This window comes from Pseudomonas capeferrum, assembly GCF_013523055.1.
GTDB classification, from domain to species: Bacteria; Pseudomonadota; Gammaproteobacteria; order Pseudomonadales; family Pseudomonadaceae; genus Aquipseudomonas; species Aquipseudomonas capeferrum_A.
On sequence record NZ_JAAMQM010000005.1, the window covers coordinates 193,422 to 211,169 of the forward strand.

General features: G+C 62.1%; 15 protein-coding genes and 1 pseudogene. 7 read left to right on the top strand and 9 right to left on the bottom strand.

Annotation, left to right across the window (positions count from 1 at the left end; all coding sequences use genetic code 11):
• The 5 genes and pseudogenes from bioD to G7009_RS07855 all read left to right on the top strand — a co-directional run bounded on the left by bioD (nt 1) and on the right by G7009_RS07855 (nt 6,283).
• A complete protein-coding gene (bioD, locus tag G7009_RS07835; RefSeq protein ID WP_181129385.1) occupies nt 1–681 on the top strand; it encodes a dethiobiotin synthase in 681 nt (226 codons plus the stop codon).
• 197 nt (nt 682–878) lie between these two features.
• Nucleotides 879–1,175, top strand: coding sequence for a pyrroloquinoline quinone biosynthesis protein PqqE (locus G7009_RS07840; protein WP_181129387.1), 297 nt, complete (start codon nt 879–881; stop codon nt 1,173–1,175).
• A gap of 285 nt (nt 1,176–1,460) precedes the next feature.
• Nucleotides 1,461–3,266 (top strand): phenylacyl-CoA dehydrogenase, encoded by a 1,806-nt coding sequence (locus G7009_RS07845; protein ID WP_181129389.1) that lies wholly within the window; start codon nt 1,461–1,463, stop codon nt 3,264–3,266.
• 131 nt (nt 3,267–3,397) lie between these two features.
• Nucleotides 3,398–4,372, top strand: a pseudogene (locus tag G7009_RS07850) (diguanylate cyclase domain-containing protein); the annotation flags it as partial.
• A 132-nt stretch (nt 4,373–4,504) separates the two neighbouring features.
• Entirely contained in the window at nt 4,505–6,283 is a 1,779-nt protein-coding gene (locus G7009_RS07855) for an acyl-CoA dehydrogenase C-terminal domain-containing protein (RefSeq protein ID WP_181129393.1), read from the top strand.
• Between the two features lie 270 nt (nt 6,284–6,553).
• Here the strand turns inward: G7009_RS07855 and G7009_RS07860 are convergent, their stop codons facing one another.
• Nucleotides 6,554–7,477, bottom strand: coding sequence for a LysR family transcriptional regulator (locus tag G7009_RS07860; protein WP_181129395.1), 924 nt, complete (start codon nt 7,475–7,477; stop codon nt 6,554–6,556).
• Between the two features lie 226 nt (nt 7,478–7,703).
• Between G7009_RS07860 and G7009_RS07865 the strand changes: the two genes are divergently transcribed.
• On the top strand, nt 7,704–8,981 hold the full coding sequence (locus G7009_RS07865) for an aspartate aminotransferase family protein (protein ID WP_181129396.1): 1,278 nt from the start codon (nt 7,704–7,706) through the stop codon (nt 8,979–8,981).
• A 167-nt stretch (nt 8,982–9,148) separates the two neighbouring features.
• Nucleotides 9,149–9,307, top strand: coding sequence for a YqaE/Pmp3 family membrane protein (locus tag G7009_RS07870; RefSeq protein WP_041022294.1), 159 nt, complete (start codon nt 9,149–9,151; stop codon nt 9,305–9,307).
• 96 nt (nt 9,308–9,403) lie between these two features.
• On the opposite strand, the gene G7009_RS07875 is transcribed toward G7009_RS07870, so the two are convergent.
• The 8 genes from G7009_RS07875 to G7009_RS07910 all read right to left on the bottom strand — a co-directional run bounded on the left by G7009_RS07875 (nt 9,404) and on the right by G7009_RS07910 (nt 17,737).
• Nucleotides 9,404–11,227, bottom strand: a complete 1,824-nt coding sequence (locus tag G7009_RS07875; RefSeq protein ID WP_181129398.1) for a S9 family peptidase — start codon at nt 11,225–11,227, stop codon at nt 9,404–9,406.
• Nucleotides 11,208–12,368 carry a pyrroloquinoline quinone biosynthesis protein PqqE gene (pqqE, locus tag G7009_RS07880; RefSeq protein WP_181129401.1) on the bottom strand — a complete coding sequence of 387 codons (1,161 nt, stop codon included), beginning with the start codon at nt 12,366–12,368 and terminating at the stop codon, nt 11,208–11,210. The genes G7009_RS07875 and pqqE overlap by 20 nt, the downstream gene beginning before the upstream one ends.
• Nucleotides 12,340–12,615, bottom strand: coding sequence for a pyrroloquinoline quinone biosynthesis peptide chaperone PqqD (gene pqqD / locus G7009_RS07885; protein ID WP_181129403.1), 276 nt, complete (start codon nt 12,613–12,615; stop codon nt 12,340–12,342). The genes pqqE and pqqD overlap by 29 nt, the downstream gene beginning before the upstream one ends.
• The gene (pqqC, locus tag G7009_RS07890; RefSeq protein WP_181129405.1) at nt 12,612–13,367 is read right to left on the bottom strand and encodes a pyrroloquinoline-quinone synthase PqqC; all 756 of its coding nucleotides are present in this window, start codon (nt 13,365–13,367) and stop codon (nt 12,612–12,614) included. The genes pqqD and pqqC overlap by 4 nt, the downstream gene beginning before the upstream one ends.
• A gap of 8 nt (nt 13,368–13,375) precedes the next feature.
• Nucleotides 13,376–14,287 (bottom strand): pyrroloquinoline quinone biosynthesis protein PqqB, encoded by a 912-nt coding sequence (gene pqqB, locus G7009_RS07895; protein WP_181129407.1) that lies wholly within the window; start codon nt 14,285–14,287, stop codon nt 13,376–13,378.
• Between the two features lie 65 nt (nt 14,288–14,352).
• Entirely contained in the window at nt 14,353–14,424 is a 72-nt protein-coding gene (gene pqqA, locus G7009_RS07900; protein ID WP_008365141.1) for a pyrroloquinoline quinone precursor peptide PqqA, read from the bottom strand.
• A gap of 167 nt (nt 14,425–14,591) precedes the next feature.
• Entirely contained in the window at nt 14,592–16,904 is a 2,313-nt protein-coding gene (gene pqqF, locus G7009_RS07905; protein ID WP_181129409.1) for a pyrroloquinoline quinone biosynthesis protein PqqF, read from the bottom strand.
• Nucleotides 16,905–16,939: 35 nt separating this feature from the next.
• A complete protein-coding gene (locus G7009_RS07910; RefSeq protein ID WP_181129411.1) occupies nt 16,940–17,737 on the bottom strand; it encodes a carbon-nitrogen hydrolase family protein in 798 nt (265 codons plus the stop codon).
• Nucleotides 17,738–17,748: the final 11 nt, after the last annotated feature.

Consider the following 17,748-nt stretch of genomic DNA (forward strand, 5'->3'; position numbering starts at 1 on the left):
GTGAGCGCAGCCTATTTCATCGCAGGGACCGACACCGACGTCGGCAAGACCACCATTGCCGCCGGTTTGCTGCGTTGCGCACGGCTCAGCGGCCTGAGCACCCTTGGCGCCAAACCCGTGGCCTCCGGCTGCGTCGTGACCGCCGAAGGTTTGCGCAATCCGGACGCGCTGGCGCTGATTGCCGAAAGCTCGCTCAGCTTGCCCTACGACCAGGTCAATCCGTTCGCCTTCGAGCCCGCCATCGCGCCGCACCTGGCTGCCAGGGAGGCCGGCACGGCTTTGACGGTGCCGACCTTGCAGGCGGCCATGCACCAAGTGCTGGCGTACAACGCCGATTTCACCCTGATCGAGGGTGCTGGGGGCTGGCGCGTGCCGCTTTCTGACCAGGCCAACCTCTCGGACCTGGCAATCGCCTTGAAGCTGCCGGTGATCCTGGTGGTAGGGGTTCGGCTGGGCTGTATCAATCATGCGTTGCTCAGCGCCGAGGCGATCCTTCGCGATGGCCTGCAATTGGCCGGCTGGGTGGCCAATATCATCGAGCCGGGTACTTCCCGTCTGGAAGAGAATCTTGCGTCCCTCGCCGAGCGACTGCCCGCGCCGTGTCTGGGCAAGGTGCCGACGCTGAAAGCACCCAGCGCTGAAGCGGTTGCGGGCCATCTGCAACTGGGCCTGCTTGGCTGAGCGCTTGGTGGGACTGGGGCGGACTGTCGTCGGTAGGATGTCGATCTTCCTCTTGCCCCGCTGCCTGTCAGGGCTCTTGACCTGCCATGAGTCCGTCTATTGGATGGCACTACGCTATTAGTGTTTTAAACGGGCCTTTTCTTGGCGAGGCTGCTTTAATGGATGATGTCCGCCTACTAGTGTGATGGAGTCTCGAGATGGAAATCACCGGTCATTCAGCTTTCCATGCAGGTCTCGGTGCCATCCGGGCCGGGCAGAACCGCATGGACCAGGCTGCCAGCCAGATCGCCAACGCCACTGTTGAACATACAGCTACCAGCCAGTCGAGCGACTACCAGGCGGAACGCTTGCGCGCGGTCGATCGCAGTCAACAGCTGGACCTGGCCACCAGCACGGTCCAGGCAACGCTGGCCGCACAGGACGTCGAGCTGAGCGCCAAGGTCGCAAAGGCCTCGGACGAGTTGCTTGGCAGGTTCATCGATACTTACGCCTGATTCCTGGTAGCGCTTATCGCCAGACCTCGTGTCGGGCCATCGAAGTTTTGAATCTGAGTTGTCGTTTTTTCTTGCTGGATCAGGCTGTTACACGCCTGATCGAATTCGCTTGGCCAGACGATGGCGGAAATACCATTTTTGGCGGCGCAAATGCCATCTTCGTCATACCTTGACAAGGTTTCTATCTAAACGTAAGTTTCAAACAACTGTTTGATCGAGAGCCGGCAAGAGCTTGGTCGGTGTCAGGCGGTCTTACTAACCGGTCTCTTCACGAGGTTCATCGCTATGCCTGATTACAAAGCCCCCTTGCGTGATATCCGCTTCGTTCGCGACGAATTGCTCGGCTATGAAGCGCATTATCAAAGCCTGCCGGGTTGCCAGGACGCAACGCCAGACATGGTCGATGCGATCCTCGAAGAGGGCGCGAAGTTCTGTGAGCAGGTACTGGCTCCGCTGAACCGCGTGGGTGACCTGGAGGGATGCACCTGGAGCGAGTCCGGAGTAAAGACGCCGACTGGCTTCAAGGAGGCGTACCAGCAGTTCGTCGAAGGTGGCTGGCCGAGCCTCGCGCATGACGTCGACCATGGCGGCCAGGGCCTGCCGGAGTCGCTGGGTCTGGCCATCAGCGAAATGGTGGGCGAGGCCAACTGGTCCTGGGGCATGTACCCGGGCCTGTCCCACGGGGCGATGAACACCTTGTCGGCCCACGGCACCGAAGAGCAGCAGCACACCTACCTGAACAAGCTGGTGACCGGCGAGTGGACCGGCACCATGTGCCTGACCGAACCCCATTGCGGTACCGACCTGGGAATGCTGCGTACCAAGGCCGAGCCGCAGGCTGACGGTTCGTATAAGGTATCGGGCACCAAGATCTTCATTTCCGCAGGTGAGCACGACATGGCCGAGAATATCGTCCATATCGTACTGGCGCGCCTGCCGGACGCACCGGCCGGCACCAAGGGCATCTCGCTGTTCATCGTGCCCAAGTTCCTGCCCAACGCCGAAGGCGGCGTGGGTGAACGCAACGCCGTGACCTGCGGTTCCCTCGAGCACAAGATGGGCATTCACGGCAACGCTACCTGCGTAATGAACTTCGACGATGCCACCGGCTTCCTCATCGGGCAGGCGAACAAGGGCCTGAACTGCATGTTCACCTTCATGAACACCGCGCGCCTGGGTACCGCCCTGCAAGGCCTGGCCCATGCCGAAGTGGCCTTCCAGGGTGGCCTGAAGTACGCCCGCGAGCGCCTGCAGATGCGTTCGCTGACCGGCCCGAAATCGCCGGACAAGGCGGCCGATCCGATCATCGTCCATCCGGACGTGCGACGCATGTTGCTGACCATGAAGGCATTCGCCGAGGGCAATCGCGCCATGGTCTATTTCACGGCGCAGCAGGTCGATATTCTCAAGTACAGCCAGGATGAAGAGGCCCGCAAGAAGGCCGACGCCTTGCTGGCATTCATGACACCGATCGCCAAGGCCTTCATGACCGAGGTCGGTTTCGAAGCTGCCAACCACGGCGTGCAGATCTACGGTGGCCACGGCTTCATCGCCGAGTGGGGCATGGAGCAGAACGTGCGCGACAGCCGCATTTCCATGCTGTACGAAGGCACCACCGGCATCCAGGCGCTCGACCTGCTCGGCCGCAAGGTGCTGATGACTCAAGGCGAGGCGCTCAAGGGCTTCACCCGGATCGTGCACAAGTTCTGCCAGGCGCAGGAGGGCAATGAAGCGGTCAAGGAGTTCGTCGAGCCACTGGGTCAATTGAACAAGGAGTGGGGCGAGCTGACCATGAAGATCGGCATGGCCGCCATGAAGGATCGCGAGGAAGTCGGCGCCGCTTCGGTGGATTACCTGATGTATTCCGGGTATGCATGCCTGGCCTACTTCTGGGCCGACATAGCCCGCCTGGCTGCCGAGAAGCTGGCGTCCGGTACCAGCGAAGAGGCCTTCTACACCGCCAAGCTGCAGACGGCCCGGTTCTATTTCCAGCGGATCCTGCCGCGTACCCGTGCGCACGTTGCAGCGATTCTGTCCGGTGCGGGCAACCTGATGGCGATGGACGAGGAGCATTTCGGCCTGTCCTGCTAAGTCGTTCTGCTTGTGAAGAAACCCGCCCTGGCCGGCGGGTTTTTTCATGGGTACGCGAAAGCCGGGGCAGGGTTGTATTCATCTGTTCACGAGTGCTGTCGATGACCTGAGGGCACAATGCCATTACTGATATGCCGGGTTGGAGATTGCCCTCGTTCCGTTTATCCGCTGTTCGCACCACCCACTTTCTGCCGTCGCTGTGTCTGCTCTGCCTGGGTGTGGCCGCCGTTCATGTGAACGACCTGAGTGTCTTCTTCACGTCACTGTTCAATGTCCTGCCGACCTTGATCCTGCTGTTGGGAAGCGCCTACTGCGCGGTATACCGACGCCAACGCGAACTGTTTCTGATGATCACGGTATATATCGCCTATTACCTGCTCGGTACCCAGGCCGATTTCTATCGTGAACATGGCCAGGTACGTGAGGATGGGGCAGTGGTCTTCCATCTGGTGTGCCTGCTGTTGCCGGGTTTGTTCGGCCTCCATGGCGCGTGGCAGAAGCAGACGCACTTGGCTCGGGACATGCTGGCGCGCGTCGCCGTGCTGTTCGCGGTGGGCGGTGTCGCCTTGGCCCTGGAGCAGCGCTACCCAGAGGTATTGCTGGCCTGGCTCGCGGATATCCGCTGGCCGGCGCTGCATGGGCAATGGATGAGCCTGATCCAGCTGGCCTATCCCTTGTACGTCGGCCTCTTCATCCTGTTATCGATCCAGAATCTGCGCCAGTCACGTCCCTTGCATGCCGCGCAGCTGGTCGGCTCGCTGGGGATCTTCTGGATGCTGCCAAAGACCTTCATCCTTCCTTTCACCCTTAACATCATCTGCAGCCAGGTAATGCTGATGATCGCCGCGGCGGTTTCCCAAGAGGCTTATCAAATGGTCTTTCGTGACGAGCTGACCGGGCTGCCCGGTCGTCGTGCTCTCAATGAACGTCTTCAATGCCTGGGCCGCACTTACGTGCTGGCGATGACGGATGTCGATCATTTCAAGAAATTCAACGACACCCATGGGCATGACGTGGGTGATCAGGTCCCGCGCCTGGTCGCCAGCAAGTTGTCGAAGGTTTCCGGGGGCGGACGGGCCAATCGTCACGGCATGGAGCGGTTCGCATGGCGTGACCGAACGAAACTACGTGGTCGCATGATGACCCTATGTCTCGTAAAAGTTGTTCGGGTACACTCCAGGAATCATCGTGCCGCGATTCGCCGGAATCGTGTTCCGCCCAACTAGCGAGAGGTTGCCATGGCTGACTATAAAGCGCCCCTGCGCGATATGCGCTTCGTTCTCAATGAAGTCTTCGAGGGCGCCCAGCGTTGGGCGCATCTACCGGGCCTGGCCGAAACGGTCGACGAAGAAACCGCCACGGCCGTGCTGGAAGAGGCGGGCAAGGTGACCGCCAAGGCCATTGCGCCCCTGAGCCGCGCGGCCGACGAAGAAGGCTGCCATTGGGATAACGGCGCGGTACGAACCCCCGCAGGTTTCATCGAGGCGTACAACACCTATGCCCAGGGTGGCTGGGTAGGTGTCGGGGGCGAGCCGGCGTTGGGTGGGATGGGCATGCCCAAGGCCGTATCCGCCCAGGTAGAGGAGATGGTCAACGCCGCCAGCCTGGCGTTCGGGTTGTATCCGATGCTGACCGCTGGCGCTTGTCTGTCGATCAATGCCCATGCCAGCGATGCGCTGAAGCAACAATACCTGCCCAACATGTACGCTGGCGTCTGGGCAGGCTCCATGTGCCTTACCGAGCCGCACGCCGGTACCGACCTGGGGATCATTCGCACCAAGGCCGACCCGCAGGCGGACGGCAGCTACAAGGTCAGTGGCACCAAGATTTTCATCACCGGCGGCGAGCACGACCTGACCGAGAACATCATTCATCTGGTCCTGGCCAAGTTGCCCGACGCGCCTGCCGGCGCGAAAGGCATCTCGCTGTTTCTGGTGCCCAAGTTCCTGGTCGACCAGGAGGGCAGGCTAGGTGCACGCAATGCCGTCACCTGTGGCTCGATCGAACACAAGATGGGCATCCAGGCTTCCGCGACCTGCGTGATGAACTTCGATGAGGCTACGGGTTTCCTGGTCGGCGAGCCGCACAAGGGCCTGGCAGCCATGTTCACCATGATGAACTACGAACGGCTGGGTGTCGGTATCCAGGGTCTGGCTTCGGCCGAGCGCTCTTATCAGAATGCCGTGGAGTACGCCCGGGATCGTTTGCAGAGCCGAGCGCCTGGCGGCCCCGAGTACCCTGACAAGATAGCCGACCCGATCATCGTGCACCCTGATGTGCGCCGCATGTTGTTGACGATGAAGGCGCTCGTCGAAGGTGGGCGGGCGTTTTCCACCTATGTCGCCATGCAACTCGACAGCGTGAAGTACAGCGAGGACAACCAGACGCGCAAGCGCAGCGAGGATCTGGTGGCACTGTTGACGCCTGTGGCCAAGGCGTTCCTGACGGACCTGGGCCTGGAGTGCGCCGTGCATGGTCAGCAAGTGCTGGGTGGCCATGGCTACATCCGCGAATGGGGCCAGGAGCAGTTGGTTCGCGATGTACGTATCACCCAGATCTACGAAGGTACCAATGGTATCCAGGCCCTGGACCTGATGGGGCGCAAGGTAGTGGGCAGCGGTGGGGCTTTCTATGAGCTGTTCTCGGATGAGATTCGTCAGTTCCTCGCTTCGGCGGATAGCGCGCTGAATGAGTTCACCGCACCACTGGGGGCATCGCTTGACCAGCTCGACGACCTGACCGCCTGGGTACTCGATCGGGCGAAATCGAACCCTGATGAAATCGGCGCGGCATCGGTGGAATATCTGCATGCCTTCGGATATGTCGCCTACGCCTACATGTGGGCAATGATGGCCAGGACCGCACTGGCGAAACAGGGCCAGGAAGATTTCTATGCAGCGAAGCTGGGCACTGCACGGTTCTACTTCGCGCGCTTGCTACCGAGAGTCCATTCGCTGGTGGCGTCGGTGAAGGCAGGCAGTGAAAGTCTCTATCTGCTGGACGCTGAACAATTTTGAACGCCATGCCATGGCAGAGTTCTTACAAGCGTATAGGGTGATCTGCGAATGAAACTGGTCTGTAAGCATTCTCTTACACAACGTAGCGGCATTTCGCCTCTTCACTCGGATTGGATCCACTGTTAATCTTTCTTGCATGGACGAAGCGCAGGAAGCGCAAAGGACAGAACAGGGACTCGTAGGATGCCTGCCAGGACGGTGGGACGATAAGGATGTCAGGGAAACAGTCTGAAAACCCCCGCTTCGGCGGGGTTTTCTTTTTGTGCGTCTTCAACCAAGCACATCCAGCGGCGAGAGGCTCGACAGTCGCGGGTCGGCTTCCTCCTCCAGCAAGGTGCGAAGCAGTTCCACCGACGCTTGCTGACGTTGCGCATCGCGAAATACCAGACCCACCTTCAAGGGAACGCGGGGCTCGCTCAAGGGTTTCCACAGCAGTTCCTGGTCCTCCTCCGCAGCCTCCTTGGCTCGGCCTGGAAGTATGGTCGCCAACGACGTATGCGCCAGGCTGTCCAGAATGCCTCCCATGTTGTTCATCTCTGCCTGTACCTGCGGCCTTCGCCCCAGGCTCGCCAGTTGTGCCTGCCAGATCTGACGGATCTGAAATTCTTCCCCCAACATCAACATCGGTAACTCGGCTGCCTGTTTCAGCGAAACCTTTTTAAAGTCCTTCAGGGGATGGGTGTTGGGGATTACGAGCTGTAGTTCATCTTCGTACAACAAGATGCCGTGAAGCCCAGGCTGGCGTGGCGGCAGGTAGCTGATGCCGATGTCCAGCCCTCCGTTGAGCAGGCGCCTCTCGATTTCCAGACCAGACAGTTCGTAGATCTGTACCACCAGATGCGGCTGGGCACTGCGTACTCGTTCCAACAGCCGGGGTACCAGGCTGGGACGTACCGTCTGCAGGACACCGATGGCCAGGGTTCGCAACGATTGACCCTTGAAGTTGCCCAGTGCTTCGCGTGCACGCTGCATCCCATCGAGCAGGGGCAAGGCATGGTTGTACAAGGTATGGGCCGCAAGTGTGGGCAACAGGCGTTTGTTGCTGCGCTCGAACAGGCTCACATCGAGACCATGCTCCAGCTGGCGGATCTGTTGCGACAGGGCAGGCTGCGACAGCGAGAGACGTTCGGCCGCTCGACCGACATGACCTTCTTCGTAGACCGCGACGAAATAACGCAGTTGACGGAAATCCATAAGGGATACTTATTGAAAAAGCTGGGAAATCGAAATGGCCCAAGGGCTCTGGGAGGCCTAGTCTATCCCGTATTCCGGCGCTTTTCAGGGCTCCTTCCATGAGAGGCTTGTTCGGAAGCGATCAGCTTTTAGATAGGCAAGGCAAAAAATCAGTTTCAGCTGATGAGCACTACTCTCCGGCGCATGACCGGGCCTTGATTACCCTAACCGTGATGTTGGAGCGTGCATGAACCTGTTCAACCTGCGTCGTTCGACTCCTGCCGTCGAACTGCGCAAGACCGTGGCGCTAAACGAACCGGCCATGCCGTCATTGACCCGCAAGCACCTGATGCCTGGTGTGGAGCGTGCGCCACAGGTCTTCGTACGGGGGCAGGGGTCTTGGCTCTGGGACAACGAGGGACATGCCTACCTCGATTTCACCCAGGGCGGCGCTGTCAACAGCCTGGGGCACAGCCCTGGCGTGCTGGCCAAGGCATTGGCCACTCAGGCTCAGGCATTGATCAATCCAGGCGCTGGATTCCACAGCCGCGAGCTGCTGGAACTGGTCGATCGGCTGTGCCAGAGCACGGGCAGTGATCAGGCCTATCTGCTCAACAGCGGTGCCGAAGCCTGCGAGGGCGCAATAAAGCTGGCGCGCAAATGGGGACAGCTGCACCGCAACGGCGCCTATCACATCATTACTGCAAGCCAGGGCTGCCATGGCCGCTCCCTAGGGGCGTTGTCCGCATCCGATCCTTTGCCCTGCAACCGCTGCGAACCTGGCCTGCCGGGGTTCAGCAAAGTGCCCTTCAATGACCTTGAGGCGCTGCATGCCGCGGTGGATTCGCGCACCGTGGCGATCATGCTCGAGCCTATCCAGGGCGAAGCGGGCGTTATTCCGGCGACGCGCGAATACCTCAAGGGTGTCGAGCGGCTCTGCCGCGAACTGGGGATCCTGCTCATCCTCGACGAAGTGCAGACCGGCATCGGTCGGTGCGGCGCGCTGCTGGCAGAGCAGAACTATGGGGTGCGCGCCGACATCATCACCTTAGGCAAGGGCCTGGGTGGTGGTGTACCGATCGCGGCACTGCTGGCTCGCGGTACAGCTTGCTGCGCCGAAACAGGCGAGCTGGAGGGCAGTCATCACGGCAACGCGCTGATGAGCGCCGCCGGGCTGGCCGTACTGAATACCGTGCTGGAAACAGGATTCTTCGAGCACGTACAGGATAGCGGACGCCATTTGCGCGATGGCCTGAGTCGCCTGGCTGGCCGGTATGGCCAGGGCGAGGTACGCGGTCAGGGCCTGCTCTGGGCCATGCAGCTGCGCGAGGAACAGGCCTCGGCGCTGGTACAAGCCGCCTTGGATGAAGGCCTGCTGCTCAACGCGCCACAAGCGGACGTCGTGCGTTTTTCGCCGGCGCTCACCGTGAGCAAAGGCAACATCGACGAAATGCTTTCGCGACTGGCGCGTGCCTTCACTCGCCTGCATGCCCGCCAAAACAATCGCCGGGTGGTGTCGGCCTGACCTGATTCGCTTGCCTTCCACGAATTCAACGAACCGTCTCGCGTGTCTGCGCATCGCCCCAGGTCTGAAGTATTTGGCCCGGGGCGTTTTTTTGCCTGAAGTTCCACAGTGGAACCACTGGATCAGCGCGGCAGTCTGTTCTGGTATCTCATACAAGGAGCTGTTTCATGGACCTGATCCGCATCATCATCGCGATTCTTCTGCCGCCGCTAGGCGTCTTTCTCCAGGTAGGCTTCGGCGGAGCATTCTGGCTGAACATTCTGTTGACCTTGCTGGGTTACATTCCGGGGATCGTGCACGCCGTGTACATCATCGCCAAGCGGTAGGCCTGTGTCCGGGACGGCTTGGGGAGACGCCGCTGCAAGCCGGACAGCCCCACCGGAGGGGCATGTCGACCAGATGGAATGCGCAGGGGCGGGCGATCAGCTCCTGGCAAGCACCCGACAATAGAACTTCCACTCTTCTTCCAACGCATGGGCCAGGTTCTCGGCCTTGCGGAAGCCATGCCGCTCATCGGCATAGAAATGCCCTTCGGCTTCGATACCGTTGGCCTTGAGCGCCGCCAGCATGGCGCGGGTCTGGTCCGGCACTACCACGGCGTCCAGCTCGCCCTGGAAGAAGATCATCGGTGCCTTGATCCGCGACGCATGCAACAAAGGCGTGCGTTGCCGATAGCGCTCGGCGTCGCACTCGGGATCACCTATCAGCCAGTCCAGGTAATCGCCTTCGAACTTGTGCGTAGCCTTGGCCAGTGCCACGGGGTCACTGACGCCATACAGGCTGGCACCCGCGCGGAACACGTCGTGGAAAGCCAAGGCGCATAGCGTGGTATAGCCGCCGGCGCTGCCGCCACGGATAAAGGCCTTGTCTGGATCGATCAGCCCCAAGCCGCCCAGATAGGCGACCGCCGTGCACGCATCTTCCACGTCGACCTCGCCCCAGCGAAGGTGCAAGGCTTGCCGGTAGGCACGACCGTAGCCGGTGCTGCCGCGGTAATTGAGATCGGCCACGGCAAAACCACGCTGGGTCCAGTACTGGATACGCGGATCGAGCACCGGGTAGCAGCCCGAGGTAGGGCCGCCATGGACGAACACCACCAAGGCGCGAGACTCGGGTCCGCTCAAGGCTGGATAAAAGAAGCCATGCGCGATGCCATCGCCACTGGGGTAGCGGATAGGTTGCGGGCGGCTGATACGTTCGGCCGACAAGGCCACGCTACCACCCGCCAACATTCGGACTTCTCCGCGCTGTCGGTCGATGGCGATGATCGCGGCCGGACTGACGGGCGAAGCGGCAATGGCATAGAGATGATCATCAGTGATGGCCAGACTGCGGAAGCGGCTGTACGCACTGGCATATCGCGTTTGCTGGTCGTCTTCATGGCGCAAGGCGAGGACGCCGAAGCCTTCCTCGAACCAGCTTGCCAGATAGTGCTCGGGCCCGAGCACCACCCAGGTACTCGCGCCCAGCTGCCAAGGCGCGGCCGCGTGATCGGCCGCGGGGGCGGACAGTGGTTGCCATTGGCCTTCCACTTCTCCCCACGGTTGCCAGTAGCCGTTGCGGTCCGACAGACAATAGAGCCGACCGTCGCTGTCGAACTGCGGTTGCTGCAGAGATTCTTCCACCCCACTATCGCCCGCAACGCAGACGGCGGGGCCCCACGTGCCCGCTTGGTCACGCTCGCGACACCACAGCTGGGTGCTCGTCCAAGGTTGCGCGGGGCGCTGCCATTCGATCCAGGCGAAACGCCGACCATCATTGCTGAAGATGGGCGAGGCGTAAAAATCCGCACCCTCGACCAGGACACTGCGCTCACCCTCGCGCAAAGCGATCAGCCGATGCTCCACGCCCCGCCCGGTGTCGGTTTCCTCCACGGCCACTACCTCGCCGTCATGCCACCGTACATCGCCGTAGCGACGTTCGCCCTGGGTAATCGAACGCGGCGCCGAGCCATCCAGGGCCTGGGTGTAAATCTGCTGATCGGCTTCGTTGACGAACACGACACCATCGGCGCCCAGGCAGAAGCTGCCCCCGCCATATTCGTAGACCCGACTGCGGACGCTAAAGCCATCCGGGGTCAGGCAATGCGCCTGTTCGTCCTGCCAGCGCCAGAGGCGACACGCGCCATCCGCCGGGCGGAACTCGTTCCAGAACAGGCCTTGGTCACCGATCTTGAGTTCGGCGAAGTCGGTGCCGGCCGCGACCGCCTGGGCCGCCGTGAAGATTTCAGCCGCGGGCGATGACATGAGAGGTACGCTCGTTACGGAAGGTCAGTTGTTCGATGGTCAGCTGGGCATGCTCGGCCTCTTCGCGCGCCTTGAGGATGATCCCGTGATCCGCCGACTTGGCGCAGACCGGGTCGGCCTTGCTGGCATCTCCGGTGAGCATGAAGGCCTGGCAGCGGCAGCCGCCGAAGTCCTTCTCCTTCTCATCGCACGAACGGCATGGTTCGGGCATCCAGTCGTAACCGCGGAAGCGATTGAAGCCGAAGGAGTCGTACCAGATGTGCTGCATGCTGTGATCGCGCACGTTCGGAAACTCCACGGGCAACTGGCGCGCGCCATGGCACGGCAGGGCGGTGCCGTCGGGTGTCACGGTGAGGAAAATGCTGCCCCAGCCATTCATGCAGGCCTTGGGGCGCTCTTCATAGTAGTCGGGCGTGACGAAGATCAGCTTGCAAGGATTGTCGGCGGCCTTGAGCCGTTCCCGGTATTCATTAGTGATGCGCTCGGCCCGCACAAGCTGATCGCGGGTCGGCAGCAAGCCGAGACGGTTGAGGTGCGCCCACCCATAGAACTGACAGGTGGCCAGCTCGACGAAGTCCGCCTCCAGCGCGACGCACAACTCGATGATGCGAGCGATCTTGTCGATGTTGTGCCGGTGGGTGACGAAGTTCAGCACCATGGGATAGCCGTGGGCCTTCACGGCACGGGCCATCTCCAGCTTCTGCGCGAAGGCTTTCTTCGAGCCGGCGAGCAGGTTGTTCACCTGCTCGTCGCTGGCCTGGAAACTGATCTGGATATGATCCAGCCCCGCCTGCTTGAAGGCCGCGATCTTGGACTCGGTAAGGCCGATGCCCGAGGTGATCAGGTTGGTGTAGTAGCCCAGGCGCCGGGCTTCGGCGATCAACTGTGCCAGGTCCTGGCGCACCAGGGGCTCGCCACCGGAAAAGCCGATCTGCGCGGCGCCCATCTCCCGCGCTTCGGCCATGACGCGGAACCATTGTTCGGTCGTCAGCTCCTTGCCCTGGGCGGCGAAGTCCAGCGGGTTCGAGCAGTATGGACACTGCAATGGGCAGCGATAGGTCAGCTCCGCCAACAACCAGAGGGGCAAGCCGACCTCTGGCTTGGCCGGGATGTCAGGCGAGGACGATCCAATGTTCGGCACGGGCCACCTCCATGAACTGCACGATGTCCTCGGCGACTTCCGGGACATCAGGGAACTGCTGTTGCAGCTGGGTGATGATCGCCTCCACCGAGCGCTTTCCGTCGATCAGGCCACCGATCAGGCCAGCGCTTTCGTTGAGCTTGATCATTCCCTCGGGGTAGAGCAGGACATGACCTTTCTGCGCCGGCTCGTACTGGAAACGATAGCCAGGGCGCCAGTTAGGTACTTGTGCAAGGTCGAGACTCATAATGCGATCCCTTTGTGCCAGACCCGCTCGCGGGTGACGCTGTGATAAGGCGGACGATCCAGTTCATAGGCCATGCTCATGGCATCGAGCATGCTCCAGAGGATATCCAGCTTGAACTGCAGGATCTCCAGCATGCGCTCCTGACCCTCGCGCGTGGTGTAGTGCTGCAGGGTGATCGTCAAGCCATGCTCGACATCTCGCCGCGCCTGGCCGAGGCGGGTGCGGAAATACTCGTAGCCAGCCGGATCGATCCAGGGGTAATGCTGCGGCCAGCTGTCCAGACGCGACTGGTGGATCTGCGGGGCGAACAGCTCGGTCAGCGAGCTGCTGGCGGCTTCCTGCCAGCTCGCGCGGCGGGCAAAGTTGACGTAGGCATCCACGGCAAAGCGCACGCCGGGCAAAACCAGCTCCTGGGAACGCAACTGATCAGGATCCAGCCCGACCGCCTCGCCCAGGCGCAGCCAGGCCTCGATACCGCCATCCTCGCCTGGGGCGCCGTCGTGATCGAGCAGACGCTGTATCCACTCCCTGCGCACTTCGCGGTCCGGGCAATTGGCCAGGATCGCCGCATCCTTCATCGGGATGTTCACCTGGTAATAGAAACGGTTGGCCACCCACCCCTGAATCTGCTCACGGGTAGCGCGACCTTCGTACATCGCCACATGGTACGGGTGATGAATATGGTAATAGGCGCCCTTGGCGCGTAGGGCCTGCTCGAATTCGGCAGGGGACATCGGCTTGGCGTCGCTCATCGGCTCTCCTACAGTTCGATGCTCATGCCGTCGTAGGCGACTTCGACGCCTCGGCGGACGACCTCGGCCCGCTCTGGCGAGTCTTCATCGAGAATCGGGTTGGTGTTGTTGATGTGGATGAGCACCTTGCGCTGACGGGCGAAGCCATCGAGCACTTCAAGCATGCCCCCAGGGCCGTTTTGTGCCAGATGGCCCATTTCGCGGCCGGTCCGCGTGCCCACGCCGCGACGCTGCATCTCATCGTCCTCCCACAGCGTGCCATCCACCAGCAGGCAATCGGCGTCATGCATCAACTGCAGCAGCTGGGCATCCACCTGACCCAGGCCCGGTGCATAGAACAGCTTGCCGCCGGTGCGCAGGTCTTCGACCAGCAGGCCGAGGTTATCGCCCGGGTGCGGGTCGAAACGATGCGGCGAGTAAGGCGGCGCGGCGCTGCGCAGCGGGAAAGGGGTGAACCGCAGGTTCGGGCAGGCGTCGATGACGAAGCTGCCTTGCAGCTCGATGGGGTTCCATTTCAAGCCCTCGTTCCAGTGGGCGAGCATGTTGAACAGGGGGAAGCCGGTCGTCAGGTCCTGATGGACCATCTCGGTGCACCAGACCTCGTGCGGGCAGCCTTCGCGCAGGCTGAGCAGACCGGTGGTGTGATCGATCTGGCTGTCGAGCAGGACGATCGCGTCGATCCCGCTGTCACGCAAGGCGCGGGCCGGCTGCATCGGCGCGAAGCCTTGCAGTTGGGCGCGGATGTCCGGCGAGGCGTTGCACAGGATCCAGTGCTCGCCGTCATCGGACAAGGCGATCGACGACTGGGTGCGCGCCGTGGCGCGCAGGCTGCCGTCACGAAAGCCTTTGCAGTTGGCGCAGTTGCAGTTCCACTGGGGGAAACCGCCGCCGGCGGCGGAGCCGAGAATCTGGATGTACATGGCCACTCCGTATCCGAAAAATGAAAACGCCCCGGCAGGCCGAGGCGTAGTACTCGCAAGCCGGATCAGCGGCTGGCGAAATACATGGTCACTTCAAAGCCGATACGCAGGTCAGTGTAAGCAGGTTTGGTCCACATGGGATTACTCCTTCAGGATAGGTCATGGGAGGAACAGCTAGATATTTGGTGCCATCGCGAAGCGAGGGTTCCACTGCTGGGATAGCGTTATCTTACAAGAAAATTCTGTACCAAAAGGTTAAATCTTGGAAATGCGCCTTTGCGGACGATGTAACAATCGCCAGGTTTCAATTCCAGGCCGCATCGGGTTCAGGCGCATTGGCAAGGCATAGCCAACCGTATTCGCCCGACAGCAAGCTCCTTTGCAGGTCGTCCAGATCATCCTGGTCCGTCAGCAGAATAGACTGCCGCACGTGGGCAAGCGGTTGGGGGCATGTGGCCAACTCGGTCTGCCATGCCCATTCAGCCATCTCTGCCTCCGTCATCGCGGTCTGGGCGAACTGGTCGGAAAGGGTCTGGCGAACAAGCGGGTCGAGGGCGATCGGCTGGCTCAATAATTCCAGCAGATGGCCAAGGATCTCGCGGGGGCTGGCGTGCGGTGACTGCACCCCGAAAAGCAGACCGCCGTACCCCTCGATCTGACGAAAGGCACTGAACACCGCGTAGCCCAACTGCAATTCGACCCGCAGCAGTCGGTACACCGGCCCCTGCCATAGCTGGGCGAGCAGACGGCCGGCAGCCTGCTTGTCGGGAGGCAGCGACATGAACAGCAGCAGTGCGTGCTCACTGCCTGGAAGCGTGACCGTCCGCCATTGGCGGCCAGCGCTCAGGTCTGGCACCTGAGCAGGCCCGTGCTGGCCTGGAAGCGCTTGCAGCGCGGCGCTGAGTGCGCGTTGCGCATGTGGGTCGAACCCTACGGCCAGGCCATGCCAGCGAGCCTGCCGCCATGTTTCATCGAGCAGTGCCTGATTCGGGGCGCAGGCTTCCTGGGGGGGCTGGAGAAAGCCCTGCAGGGTCTCCGGTAGTTGCGTGAGCAAGGCGCGGATCGGGATCAATGCCGGTGCGGGGGTTGCCGGAGTCTTCCAGCATTCAGGCGCCGGTGCGCGCAGCAATGCCAAGGCTTCCTCCGTGGCACGGATGACGGCGGCCGGTCGCCCCGCGTAGCGCAGTTGCCAATACTCACCACTGGCACCGAACCGCAATTGCACCGAGGCACGTTCGGCGCGTTCCTTCAGCGCGCGCAGGCTGTGCTCGAAGATTTCTTCGAAACGCTTGCACCAAGCCGCATCGACTCGCCAGCGCAGATGCAGCGAGGCGAATCCGCTCGAGACGGGCAGGTCGTCGCTGATCGTCAGGCCCGTCGGCCAGGCGCAGTCGTCATCCTCGGGCAGCTCGGCCAGCAGCAAAGGTTCTGGAGGAGGCAATCGCCATTGCCCGTGCGTGCGGGTCGGCAGCGCCGACAGTAGCGCTTGCAGCGCGCCTATGCCGACGTGGTCGAGCGCCCGCATTGGCAGGCCGCCGCTGTCTCGACGCGCCAGTTCAAGCGCGCCTGCCGCTTGCTCGCGGCTGAGCTGCAGGTCGGCAAACCGGTCATTCAGGATCTGCGGGTCGAGCTGGCGAATAAACCCCAGCCAGCCCTGCAGCAGCGCCAGGGTTTCGTCTTCGCACGCTTGCTCACTCAACTGCAGCTGTATTTGCCAGAGCAACTGGCCGGCAAAGCTGTACAGGGTGCTGGTGCTGAAGTCTCGCAGCCAACCCCGACGCCGCATCTCTCCCAGCCATCCGCCTGGACGGTTGTCGCCAAGCCAGGCGTCGAGAAGCTCAAGGGCCTGTTCCGTAACCTCGGGCAGGCCTTCGAGTACGAATAGCAGAACCTGCTTGCCCTCCACCCGCTGTGTGCGAACACCGCCCTCCAGTGGAGGCGGCGCGGACTGCTCGATGCGCCCTCCGGAAGGCAGGAGCGCCCCGTGTTCCCTTGCGAGCGCCTCCAACTGGTCCAGTGACTGAGGTCCGCACAGGCTCAGTACCATCTGACCGCCTTGGTAATAGCGCGTGTGGAAATGCCGCAGAGCTCGCTGGAAAGCCGGATCCCGCAGCGCCAGGCTGTGGCGGTTGCCCGCGTGAAAACCAGCCAGCGGGTGTCGCGCCGATACCGATTGAAGCCGGGCGAACTGACGCTGCGCCTCAGGGTTGCGCGACCAGGCGATGAACTCCGCGTGGATGACCTCGCGCTCGCGATGCTGGCGTTCGATACCGAGATCAGGCTCGGCCAGCATCTGGCACAGGCGCTCCAGCCCGCCGGCGAGCGCTGCCGGGGCGACCTCGAAGAAGAAGTCCGTCGTGCGTTCGCGGGTGCTGGCGTTGATCTGTCCGCCCTGGGATTGCACATAGCGCATCAAGCCGTCTTCCAACGGAAACCGCGTGGTACCGAGGAAAAACAGGTGCTCGAGAAAGTGCGCCATGCCTGGCCAGCGTTCGGGCGCATCGTGGCTGCCCGCGTGCACCCGCAACGCGGCGGCGCAACGCTTCAGGCGCGGAGCGTGGCGCAGAACGAGCCGCAGGCCGTTGTCGAGGGTCAGGTGGCGGATGGCGTCAGGCATCGTGGCTCCGGGGTTGAGGGAGGAGGGGCGATCGGCTATCGGTCCGCCAGACCGTGCAACTCCCGACGCAGGTCCGTGAGGTACGGATACGCCTGCCGCCCCTGGGTCACGTGCTCGTGCTGCAAGTCCGCGAACAACAGGCATTCGTCATGCCCAGCCATGGCCAGCAGGCTGCCGTCCGGCCCGACGATGCTGCTCTGTCCGCAGTACTCGATGGCTTGCTCGGCGCCGCAATAGTTCGCGTAGACCAGGTAGCACTGGTTCTCCTGGGCGCGGACGCGCACGGTGAACTGGCAGACGAAGTCGTAGGGCGCCATGTTCGCTGTCGGCACCAGGATCAGTTCGGCGCCCGCCAGCGCCAGGCGCCGGGCATTCTCCGGAAATTCGATGTCGTAGCAGATCAGCAACCCGAGTTTCCAGCCATCGAGTTCGACCACCGGAAAATGGTCCGCGCCGGCGCTGAACATCGAGCGATCCAGCTCCCCGAACAGATGCGTCTTGCGGTAGTTGCACCGACTGCTTCCGTGGGCATCGATCAACTGCACGCTGTTGTACACCTGGCCATCTTCGGCCAGCTCGGGGTAGCCATAGACGATAGCGATACGATGGGCCTGAGCGATCTCCACCACGGTCATGGCCGAGGCTCCGTCGGTGGTCTCCGCCAACTGTCGCACGGCGTCCAGCCCGATGTTGTAACCGGTCAGGTACATCTCGGGACAGACCAGCAGCTGCGCGCCACCGGCCGATGCCAACTGGGCCTGGTGCTGGAGGCGCGCAAGGTTGCCGGGCACGTCCAGGGGGCCGGGCGCACCTTGGAACAGGGCTATACGCATGACGCCTTTCC

Bases quoted from the DNA above. Each gene is read 5' to 3' on its own strand.
- G7009_RS07840 (WP_181129387.1), top strand. From the start codon at position 879: ATGGAAATCACCGGTCATTCAGCTTTCCATGCAGGTCTCGGTGCCATC.
- G7009_RS07845 (WP_181129389.1), top strand. From the start codon at position 1,461: ATGCCTGATTACAAAGCCCCCTTGCGTGATATCCGCTTCGTTCGCGAC.
- G7009_RS07855 (WP_181129393.1), top strand. From the start codon at position 4,505: ATGGCTGACTATAAAGCGCCCCTGCGCGATATGCGCTTCGTTCTCAAT.
- G7009_RS07860 (WP_181129395.1), bottom strand. From the start codon at position 7,477: ATGGATTTCCGTCAACTGCGTTATTTCGTCGCGGTCTACGAAGAAGGT.
- G7009_RS07865 (WP_181129396.1), top strand. From the start codon at position 7,704: ATGAACCTGTTCAACCTGCGTCGTTCGACTCCTGCCGTCGAACTGCGC.
- G7009_RS07870 (WP_041022294.1), top strand. From the start codon at position 9,149: ATGGACCTGATCCGCATCATCATCGCGATTCTTCTGCCGCCGCTAGGC.
- G7009_RS07875 (WP_181129398.1), bottom strand. From the start codon at position 11,227: ATGTCATCGCCCGCGGCTGAAATCTTCACGGCGGCCCAGGCGGTCGCG.
- pqqD (WP_181129403.1), bottom strand. From the start codon at position 12,615: ATGAGTCTCGACCTTGCACAAGTACCTAACTGGCGCCCTGGCTATCGT.
- pqqC (WP_181129405.1), bottom strand. From the start codon at position 13,367: ATGAGCGACGCCAAGCCGATGTCCCCTGCCGAATTCGAGCAGGCCCTA.
- pqqB (WP_181129407.1), bottom strand. From the start codon at position 14,287: ATGTACATCCAGATTCTCGGCTCCGCCGCCGGCGGCGGTTTCCCCCAG.
- pqqF (WP_181129409.1), bottom strand. From the start codon at position 16,904: ATGCCTGACGCCATCCGCCACCTGACCCTCGACAACGGCCTGCGGCTC.
- G7009_RS07910 (WP_181129411.1), bottom strand. From the start codon at position 17,737: ATGCGTATAGCCCTGTTCCAAGGTGCGCCCGGCCCCCTGGACGTGCCC.